This is a genomic window from Rheinheimera sp. (assembly GCF_020217005.1).
Lineage (GTDB): Bacteria > Pseudomonadota > Gammaproteobacteria > Enterobacterales > Alteromonadaceae > Pararheinheimera.
Genome location: NZ_JAIWOI010000120.1, coordinates 1 through 10,000 on the forward strand (window position 1 = coordinate 1; position 10,000 = coordinate 10,000).

The 10,000-nt window shown below is 46.6% G+C and carries 11 protein-coding genes; all 11 read right to left on the bottom strand.

Features of this window, described 5'->3' with window-relative positions; genetic code table 11:
- On the bottom strand, window positions 1-227 hold a 227-nt coding region (locus LDL40_RS05800; RefSeq protein WP_367304302.1), incomplete at its 3' end, for a UDP-N-acetylglucosamine 2-epimerase.
- A gap of 147 nt (window positions 228-374) precedes the next feature.
- Window positions 375-1,784 (bottom strand): MBL fold metallo-hydrolase RNA specificity domain-containing protein, encoded by a 1,410-nt coding sequence (locus LDL40_RS05805; RefSeq protein WP_300994244.1) that lies wholly within the window; start codon window positions 1,782-1,784, stop codon window positions 375-377.
- Window positions 1,785-1,835: 51 nt separating this feature from the next.
- Entirely contained in the window at window positions 1,836-2,324 is a 489-nt protein-coding gene (locus LDL40_RS05810) for a DUF2802 domain-containing protein (protein WP_300994245.1), read from the bottom strand.
- Window positions 2,324-2,818, bottom strand: coding sequence for a chemotaxis protein CheW (locus LDL40_RS05815; protein ID WP_053424550.1), 495 nt, complete (start codon window positions 2,816-2,818; stop codon window positions 2,324-2,326). The genes LDL40_RS05810 and LDL40_RS05815 overlap by 1 nt, the downstream gene beginning before the upstream one ends.
- A gap of 40 nt (window positions 2,819-2,858) precedes the next feature.
- Window positions 2,859-3,617 (bottom strand): chemotaxis protein CheW, encoded by a 759-nt coding sequence (locus LDL40_RS05820; protein ID WP_300994246.1) that lies wholly within the window; start codon window positions 3,615-3,617, stop codon window positions 2,859-2,861.
- 1 nt (window position 3,618) lies between these two features.
- A complete protein-coding gene (locus tag LDL40_RS05825; RefSeq protein ID WP_300994247.1) occupies window positions 3,619-4,398 on the bottom strand; it encodes a ParA family protein in 780 nt (259 codons plus the stop codon).
- A 1-nt stretch (window position 4,399) separates the two neighbouring features.
- On the bottom strand, window positions 4,400-5,392 hold the full coding sequence (locus LDL40_RS05830) for a flagellar motor protein MotB (RefSeq protein WP_300994248.1): 993 nt from the start codon (window positions 5,390-5,392) through the stop codon (window positions 4,400-4,402).
- On the bottom strand, window positions 5,393-6,136 hold the full coding sequence (locus tag LDL40_RS05835; protein ID WP_300994249.1) for a flagellar motor protein: 744 nt from the start codon (window positions 6,134-6,136) through the stop codon (window positions 5,393-5,395).
- On the bottom strand, window positions 6,129-7,328 hold the full coding sequence (locus tag LDL40_RS05840; protein ID WP_300994250.1) for a chemotaxis response regulator protein-glutamate methylesterase: 1,200 nt from the start codon (window positions 7,326-7,328) through the stop codon (window positions 6,129-6,131). Before LDL40_RS05840 ends, LDL40_RS05835 begins: the two co-directional genes overlap by 8 nt.
- An 11-nt stretch (window positions 7,329-7,339) precedes the next feature.
- Window positions 7,340-9,592, bottom strand: a complete 2,253-nt coding sequence (locus LDL40_RS05845) for a chemotaxis protein CheA (RefSeq protein WP_300994251.1) — start codon at window positions 9,590-9,592, stop codon at window positions 7,340-7,342.
- Window positions 9,593-9,607: 15 nt separating this feature from the next.
- The coding region (locus LDL40_RS05850) for a protein phosphatase CheZ (RefSeq protein WP_300994252.1) at window positions 9,608-10,000 on the bottom strand (393 nt) is incomplete at its 5' end.

Consider the following 10,000-nt stretch of genomic DNA (forward strand, 5'->3'; position numbering starts at 1 on the left):
AGAATACTGGTTGTAACATCGTACAAGTCCTGTCCGGCTTTCATGATAGCCAAATCGTAGTCGGGAACTATGTCAAACAACTTCAATACCTGATCAAGCATCTCCCTATGTTGACCCGTTACACAGACTTTACTGTCGATCCCAGCAGTATCTTTTAATAAATTCACTAAAGGTGCCATTTTGATGGCTTCCGGTCTGGTACCAAACACACTTAAAACTTTGATCATTGGTATTTCCATTAAACTGAAACTATTGAAATGGTATCAGAATTTATCACAGGGAGGCAGAGTAAAGTGCTATAGCTGAACAGGAACTTAAAACCTCGACTTCAGCACAGGTTCTTCACAGTAACCCGGAACAAAATGCACCGCCTGCTACCCCAGCGTTACCTTATATCCTTTGGTTTCCAGTTTTGTCTTAAGTTCCTGTTTAGCTTCACGATCTCCATGAACTAACCTGATTTGAGCCGGCGCTTTTTGCATTTGACTGACAAAGTGTAATAAGTCGCGTTGGTCAGCATGAGCTGAGTAGCCACTAAGCTGAATAACCTGCGCCCTGACCTGGTAGTCCTGCCCATCTAGCTTGAGAAAACCAGTTTTCTGACCAAGCTGCAACAACTCAGCTCCTGGCGTACCTCTGGCCTGATAGCCGACAAATAACACCTGATGCAAAGGAGAGCCCAATAAAGCTTTGAGATAATTCACTATCCTTCCACCAGTACACATACCGCTGGCGGCAATTACAATAGCGGGACGGCCAGTCTCTGCGAGGTACCTGACTACTTTTTGATGATCTTTATGACTATTTACAGTCAGCAGTTGGTCAAATTCGAGGGGGTGGCGACCAGAATCCAGCCGCAGTTTTGCTTCCTGATCCCAGTACTCTCTCAATTGTTGGTAGACAGCAGTAAAGCTGGCTGCCAGAGGAGAGTCGACAATAATATCAAGCTCAGACCAGCTTAAGCCCTGATACAGGTCCTGACCTTGCATCTGATGAATAATATCTTCCAACTCATACAGCAATTCCTGCGTACGTCCAATGCTAAATGCAGGGATCAAAACAGTTCCTTTGTCAGACAGGGCTTTTTCCAACACAAGTTGCAGGCGCTGCTGACGTTGCTTGCGATCCGGATGATTTCTATCACCATAGGTACTTTCCAGTACCAGAAAATCTGCACTATCTAGTGGAGTAGGATCGGGTAACAAAGGTGTGTCGCGAGCGCCCAAATCGCCGGAAAAAACTGCTTTGAACCAACAGTCAGAGACCAATTCGGCAGGGGTTTGATGAAGAATCTCTACATAGGCTGACCCTAGTATATGGCCAGCATTCTGAAACCGAACTTTAAGGCTCTGTGCAACCCCCTCTAAATCATACCAGGTGTCATAAGCACAGGGGCGCAACTGGCGGGATACTGCTTTAATAAAGGTTCTGATTAGATTTTCATCTTTTGTGATGCCCATTTTCAGCGCATCTTCCAGTACCAATGGTAGTAACAAAGCCGATGCTTTGCTGCAATAAATTGGGCCAGTAAATCCTGCAGCTATTAAGTAGGGGATGCGACCGGCATGATCTATATGCACATGGGTCAGTAATAAGGCAAGAATGCCGTCCAATGGAAAATCTATCTGAGCAGAGTCTGAACCGGATTTGCCTCTCCCCTGCTCAATCCCCTGAAATAAACCACAATCAATCAGGACACTGTGCTTGTCATCAATAAAATACTGATGGCAAGACCCTGTCACTCCGTCCACTGCTCCATGATGTAACACTGAAGGGTTATACATAGCAGTTCCCCGAAGCGGGCTTAGTTTGTTTCAAAAACTATAGCATTGACCTTACTTCGTCTGCTTGTGGAGGTTGAAAAGAAGTTCAGCTTCTGCCTGTGGTAGTTCACATTCCAGCATGATTTCTTCAATACTGGAGCCAAGCTGAACCATTTTCATAGCCCTGCTATAAATCTTTGATTCAGGATCGAACAACTGCAGCGATTTTTGTTGTTCAGCTAATTCCGCCACCTGTTGCATGCCCTGCCCCAAGTGACTTTCGAGACTTAATACTCTTTGACCAACACCAATGACGGTAGAACGCAGCTCTTCAACGTCCTGATAAGCACGCTTTAGCTGCTCGGCTTGTGTTGATACCTGTTGACGTAACTGTTCCAGATTTTGTTGCTGCTGCCAACTGGCCGCTGCGTTTTCGTTGATCACACTAAGCAGCTTTTTACTCTGACGTGAAGCAACCACAGCCATCCCTACTGACAGTAATAAAATGGCTACTATTCCAAGCAGCCATATCCAGGAAAAATCAGTCACAATATTAGCCATTAAATGCTACGGATCTCTTCCCATTCGTCATCGGACAGCAGCTTATTCAGATCCACCAGGATCAACAATTCGCCGTCACGATTCGACACGCCCTGGATAAACTTAGCACTTTCGTCAGTGCCTACATTCGGCGCAGTATCTATTTCAGATTGTTTCAGGTAAACCACTTCGGCCACACTGTCGACCATTATGCCTATGACCTGACGCTCTGACTCAATGATCACAATACGACTATTGTCTGTCACTTCTGAAGGCGGTAATCCAAAACGAGCGCGGGTATCAATAACAGTTACCACGTTACCACGCAAATTGATAATACCCATCACGTAGTCAGGAGCACCCGGCACAGGAGCTATGTCTGTATAACGCAAAACTTCCTGCACTTGCATAACATTAATACCGTAGGTTTCTTCCTGCAGTTTAAAGGTTACCCATTGCAGCACTAAATCTGTGACTTCTTTTGTTTTAGCGGATTGCGCTGTTAAATTACTCATGCCTAGCTCCTACCCAGAAGTTAAATGCTTTACTACTCAATCATTGCTGACTATTCATTCCCTTCGCTAATAAAGCGACCAGGGCATCGACATCCAGCAAAGCACACATATGTTGTTTAATTAAGCCAGCGAGCCACGGCCTTTTGCCTTCAGTTTCCCGCCACTTAACGTCGTCTTGCTCTAAGGCTATTGTATTTACCAAAGTATCACAAGCCAGGCCCCAATGGCTATTACCCAGCATAATAACATATTGATAGTCTAGCCTTTCTGCGAGTTCCTGATCATATTTTTCTGGCATCACCCAACGGGCTGTATCCACCACATTGATCTTTTGTTCCCGGTATAACATGACACCTTTTAACCATTGTGGTTGGCCAGGTAAAGACTTGATCGGCATTATTTTATGAATACCGCCCAGAGCTTTCAAAGGCAACGCCACTTTGAGTCCTGCCACTGTAAAAAACAGCGCTTGAAACCTGCCCTTTCTGTACTCTTTCACTACAGGTTCTGCGGCTTTAACAGTGGGGGCAACAGTTGCAACCTTCGCCTGTTCAACCACAGGTGGTACTGGAGCTACAACCGGAGTTTTTACAACAGGTGTTGCCACTGGTGCTTTTACAGCTGGTTTTGTAATGTCCGGAGCTTTAACAGGAGCAACCACTGGAGCAGATACCGGAGCCAGCAATTGATTTAGTTGCTGTTTCTTAGCTTCCTGTAGAGGTGTGTCAACCACGTCATCCGTCAATAAAGCATTCAGATAATGCTTCATAACTTTTTGGCTGGCTTGCAAATCACTCATCTTAGTTCTCCGGCGCTAACTGTAATAAATAAGTTAGCAACGTATTGTAAGCGAACACACCCCGGGACTTGGGAGCGAATACCGGGGGTGGAGTCTGTGCCAGGCTGGCGTCACGAAACTTGGTATCTATAGGGATCACCGCAGACCAAACTCTGTCCTGGTACTGAGCTTTTAGCGCTTTGTAAGCGTCCAAAGAGGCCTTGGTTCTTTTATCGTACATAGTGGGCACTATGGTAAAAGCATAATCCTGAGGTGACGAGCTATGCATCAGTTGCATAGTGGCAATCATGCGGTCCAGCCCCTTCAATGCCAAAAACTCAGTCTGCACCGGTATTAGTATACGGTCACAAGCCGCCATCGCATTCACCATCAGAACACCAATCACAGGCGGACAGTCAATCAGCACGTAGTCGTAATCTTTTTCTATTTTTTGCAGTGCCTTCTTCAGGATAAGGCCCATGCCGCCTTGTTGGCCATGAGAACGGTCTAAGGTCGCCAATGCCATGGAAGTTGGCAAAATATCCAGATTTGGCATACCGCTAGGGCATAGTGACTGCAATATTTCTTCGCCGGTAATGTCCTTACCTCTTAGAAAAATGTCGTACACACTCACTTCCAGTTCTTCTGCATCAATACCGAAGTAATAGGTCAGCGAACCATGAGGGTCAGTATCTATGAGTAAAACACGATGTCCACGCTGAGCAAGCAAAGCGCCTAAGGTGACTGTAGTGGTAGTTTTTCCAACTCCACCTTTTTGATTTGCAATAGTCCAAACAACCAATTTACTGTTCCTGCTGATTAGGTGGCTCTTCTTCGCCCGGTTCTGGCGGTCTTGTCGTGATCCGTATGCCACCATGAGGTAAGCGGAGCACCCGTATTTTTTGCTTTTCCTGCACGGCAGCTTCTTCAGCAGCCTGCTGTGCTACTTGTTCAGGTTTAGCTGGTTGTGGTGGTGTATTAACCACAACAGGCTCGTAAGCATACTTTGATAAAGCTATCACTACTTTACGGTTTTGGCTGCGTCCCTCTGCACTATTGTTATCTGCAAAAGGCGCATACTGGCCATAACCTTCTATTGCCATACGCTGCGGAGCTAACCCAAGTTTTTCTAACAAACGGACTATAGAGGCAGCTCTGGCTACAGACAATTCCCAGTTGGAAGGAAACTGCTCAGTATGGATTGGCACTGAATCAGTATAACCCCGCACCCTGATAAAGTTATTGGTCTGTTTTAAAATCCCGGTCAATTCCGTCATCACAGCCGAAGCTGAACTAGTTGAGCTGGCGCTTCCGCTGCTGAACAATAACCCGCTGTTGAGCTCGACAGTCAACCAGTCTTCGTCCAGTGTCACTTTTGCCAAACCCGACTCCACCAGGCTACGTAAAGCTCTGTTGATATCTTTTTGCATCCCTACTAAAGGACTGCCGAGTTTAGTACTATCAATATGTTCCAGTTTTGTATTATCTGCCAGCAAAGTAGGTCCTGTTGCTTCTTCTAAGCCAGAACCATAGAGTTCAAAGTCAGTTTGCGGCTGTATATCGGGCTGGACTGACTGGCCCTGGATCCCTTTCTCCGTTTTATCTGTAGCTTCAACAAAAACTTTTGAGATAGTGTCCTGCAATTTTTTAAATTGCTCTTTTTCCATAGTGGCCATGGAATACAACACCACAAAAAGCGCAAATAACAACGTCATGTAGTCAGCATAAGATACCAGCCAACGCTCTGAATCTGATTTATCTCCTTCACCGGAGGCTGAACGGCGAGGCCTGTACATCTAATGAGCTCTATAGGCCAACAGTTTAGATTCAACACTGCGGGGATTCTCCCCAAGCGCAATTGAGCACAAACCTTCGATCACCATCGAATGAAACAAAGCACGCTCTTCCACTAAGACTTTAATTTTATGGAACACAGGTATAAAAACAAAATTAGCTAAACCTACGCCGTAAATAGTAGCAACAAATGCCGTAGCTATGCCCTGGCCTAATTCGTCTGGATTCGAGATATTAGACAAAGCCAGAATAAGCCCAAGCACGGCACCAACAATACCTATGGTCGGACTATAGCCCCCCATGGCTTCAAAAACTTTTGCAGCTCTTAGCAACCTTTCCTTTTCCAGGTGCAGTTCAGTATCAAGAATTTCCTGCAAAATTTTAGCTTCTGTGCCATCTACTAATAAATTGAGCCCCCGCCTTAGCAATGGCTCCTGTTCATCCAGAGCATCTTGCTCCAACGATAAAAACCCATGCAGTCTGGCTGAGTTCCCCCACTGAGTGATACGTTCTATAGTGGTATCAAAATCCAGCTTCGGTGGAGTGATAACCCAAGGCAGCAAACTCATACTCAATCTAAATTGCGAAGAAGGACTTTGAATTAATACCGCCCCTAAAGTCCCGCCAAACACAATAAAAAAGGCAGGCCAATGCAACAAAGTAAATACATCGCCGCCTTCCTGGCTAAAGCCACCTACTATAGCCACTAACGCAATAAAAACGCCTGCTACAGTTAACTTATCCATGACCCACTTCCGCCACAATGCGGGCGGCAACATCAGACAGTGCCACTTCGAGATCCGTTAACCCTGCGGCAGTAACAGCTTGTGGCATACCATAAACCACACAACTGGCTTCATCCTGTGACCAGATGCGGGACCCTGATTGCTTCAGCAAACGACAACCTTCGCGTCCGTCCGAGCCCATACCAGTCAATACTATCGCCAGCACTTTGTCGTGAAAGACTTTGGCGGCAGTACCAAAAGTGATGTCAACACTGGGTTTGAAGGTAATACGGGGAGAATCATCTTCACGAACCCTAAGTCTGGCCTGATTTTCATTTCCATCGAGTAGCATTTGTTTGCCACCTGGCGCCAGATAAGCAACACCTGGCCTCAAAGCGTCGTTATCTGCGGCTTCCTTGACTTCGATTTTTGCCAAACCATTTAATCTACTGGCAAAAGCGCCGGTAAAGGCTGCTGGCATATGCTGAATCAACACTATAGGAAGCGGAAAATTTGCTGGTAAAGCTGTAATAATTTGCTGTAACGCGACTGGACCACCAGTAGAAGTACCGATAGCAACCAACTTGTAATTTTTTCCACTGGCGTCAAAACTACTGCTTCTGTGAGTTTCGGAGCGCTCAGCACGGTTTTGTAATTCAGCCCGTTCAGCTAAAGCTCTGGCGGCCAGACTTTGAGCCAGAGGTGCTCTGGCTGGTATTGCTGTCGTTCCGGCTGAAGGCGTTGAGGTTGACGGTGTTCTGGAAGATAAAGCCGAACTTGCAGCCCCGGTTAAACTTGAAGGTCTGCTGATCACCCTACGGCGGGCTACAGTTTTTACGCGCTGACGCAGTACATCTGCAGCCTCAGCTTTATCCCGCGCTATATCCTCAAATTTCTTCGGTAAAAAATCTATCGCACCTGCTTCCAGCGCATCCAAAGTGGCTTTTGCGCCTTCATGTGTCAGTGATGAAAACATCAGTATAGGTGTGCGCTGCACCTTCAGGATTTCGCGCACAGCAGAAATGCCATCCATAACCGGCATTTCGATATCCATCGTAATGACGTCTGGTCTTAAGGCTAAAGCTTTCTCCACCGCCTCTTTACCGTTATTGGCGGTGGCAATGACCTCTAACTCGGCATCCTGACTCAGTATTTCCGTCAAACGGCGACGGAAAAAACTGGAGTCATCAACAACTAATACCCTTATGGTCATAGTGCACTCTCTTAAGCTGAGAATTTGTCAAAGCGATCAAATTTTATTTTAGAGCGTTTGGCATAATGCTTCAGCAAGTTAGGTACATCGAGGATCAGTGCTATACCACCATCCGATGTGATGGTAGCACCCGCCATACCCGGAGTGCCTTGCAGTAAAGCATCCAGAGGCTTGATCACTACTTCTTCCTGACCAATCAGAGAATCCACCACAAAACCGATTTGTTGTGTTCCGATCTGAACTATTACCACATGACCTTGTTCGCGACGTATTTTCTTACTCGAACCTTTAACCAGCCAGTGCTCGAGGTAAAACAGCGGGATAGCTTTGTTCCGCACTACTATCGTCAGCTGACCGTCGACATTGTTGGTCTTAGCTAAGTCCAAATGGAAAATTTCGTTTACTGTGGCCAATGGTAAAGCGAAAGTCTGCTCACCCACTATAACCATCAACGTCGGCAGTATGGCCAGCGTCAGAGGAACCTTAATTTCTAATAAAGTACCCTGACCTAATTTTGAGTTGATATGCACAGTACCGTTGAGTTGGGTAATCTTGGTTTTCACCACATCCATACCCACACCACGACCAGAAATGTCTGAAATCTGTTCTTTGGTAGAGAAACCAGGTGCAAAAATCAGGTTAAAGGCTTCAGTGTCCGACATACGGGCCGCTGCATCGGGATCCAACACGCCACGTTTAATGGCGATAGATTTTAATTTTTCCGGATCCATACCGGCACCATCGTCCTGAATGGTCAGTAAAATATGGTCGCCTGCCTGAGAGGCTGCTAACCTGACCAAACCTGTCCGAGGCTTACCCGCTTTAACACGCACGTCTGGCATTTCAATGCCGTGATCCACTGAGTTCCGTACTAAGTGGACCAAAGGATCGGCCAGTGCTTCCACCAGGTTCTTATCTAAATCTGTTTCTTCGCCTTCCAGCTCAAGGTTAATGTCCTTTTGCAATGAACGGGCTAAATCGCGAACAACGCGTGGGAAACGGCCAAATACTTTCTTGATTGGCTGCATCCGGGTTTTCATTACCGCGCCTTGTAAGTCAGCTGTAACTACATCAAGGTTGGCGATAGCTTTGCTCATTTCTTCGTTTTGCGCAGAACCAGACAGACTCACCAAACGGTTACGAACCAGAACTAATTCACCGACCATATTCATAATCTGGTCAAGGCGTTTGGTATCTACCCGTACTGTGGTTTCCGGTTGATTCGCTGCGGCTTTAGGATCTGCATCCGGATCTTTTGGCGCAGCGGCAACAGGAGCTGCCTTAGGCGCAGCAGCTGGCGCCGGAGTTGCAGCTTTTACTGGCTCAGTAGCTTTCGCTACCGGCGCATTAGCCGCAGGCGCAGGCGCAGCTTTTGCCGCAGCAGCTGCTGCTTCTGCCGGCCCTACCGGTGCTTTGCCTTTGCCATGTAATTCATCCAATAAAGATTCAAACTCATCTTCTGAGATATCATCTCCACTGGCGGTATTTGCTTTTTCTTCCGCTTTAGCCGGCGCTTTTTCTACGGCTTTAGGTGCAGCAGCTGCAGTCTCACCGGGAATAAAGGAACCCTGACCATGCAATTGATCCAAAATGGCTTCAAATTCATCGTCAGTGATATCTTCGCTGGCAGTTTCTTTGGTTGCAGGAGGAGGCAGATTCGCTGAGGTATCACGGCCTGGTGCACCACTGCCATGCAATTCATCCAATAACGATTCGAACTCATCATCACTGATTTCATCAATGGAAGAGGAGCTTTCCACAGCAGGTGCAGCAGCAAACTCAACTACTGCATCAAACTCTTCCATGCTGATTTCTGGCTCTGGTTCAGGTTCTGGGGCTGCAGCGACAGCATGATGAGCCTGCTCATCTTCAGACTCAGGCATACTCAGTCGATGCAAGGCTTCAATAATAGCTGGATCAGCAGGCGTCAGCGGTTCGCGGTTTTGCACATCAGCAAACATGGCGTTGACCGCATCCAGGGCCTGTAAAATAACATCCATCAATTCTGCAGTAACACGACGTTTGCCGGTCCGCAAAATATCAAACACGTTTTCGGCGCCATGGCAGGCGTCAACTAATTCAGTCAGCGATAAAAATCCAGCGCCACCTTTGACAGTGTGGAAACCACGGAAAATGGCATTTAATAAATTTGCGTCATCCGGATTATTTTCCAACTCAACCAACTGCTCTTGCAGTAGTTCAAGGATCTCGCCGGCTTCGACTAGGAAATCCTGTAAAATATCCTCATCTAAATCAAAGCCCATGCTACAGCTCCCCTTTTAGAAACCTAAACTTGATAATAAATCGTCCACATCATCCTGACCGGACACCACGTCATCACGCTCAGCTGCGTCAATAATAGGACCTTCAGCCTCGTGACCTGCTTTTGGTTTTTTCGAAACGGCTGCGGGTCGTTCTTCCATACTTAAATTGGTTTGGCCAAAGGCCGTTAGTAAACCAATCAAGCTGTCTTCTACTTCCCGGACCAGCTCAATAACACGCCGTAAAATCTGGCCTGTTAAATCCTGATAATCCTGAGCCATCAATACTTCGGTCAGTCGTGCATGTAAGGTAGCAGAGTTTCCGGTCGCTTGATGCAAAAAGCCATCAAGATTGTGGCACAAGGCTTTGAACTCTCCGACTTTTAAGTCACGGCTCATCAATTTTTGCCA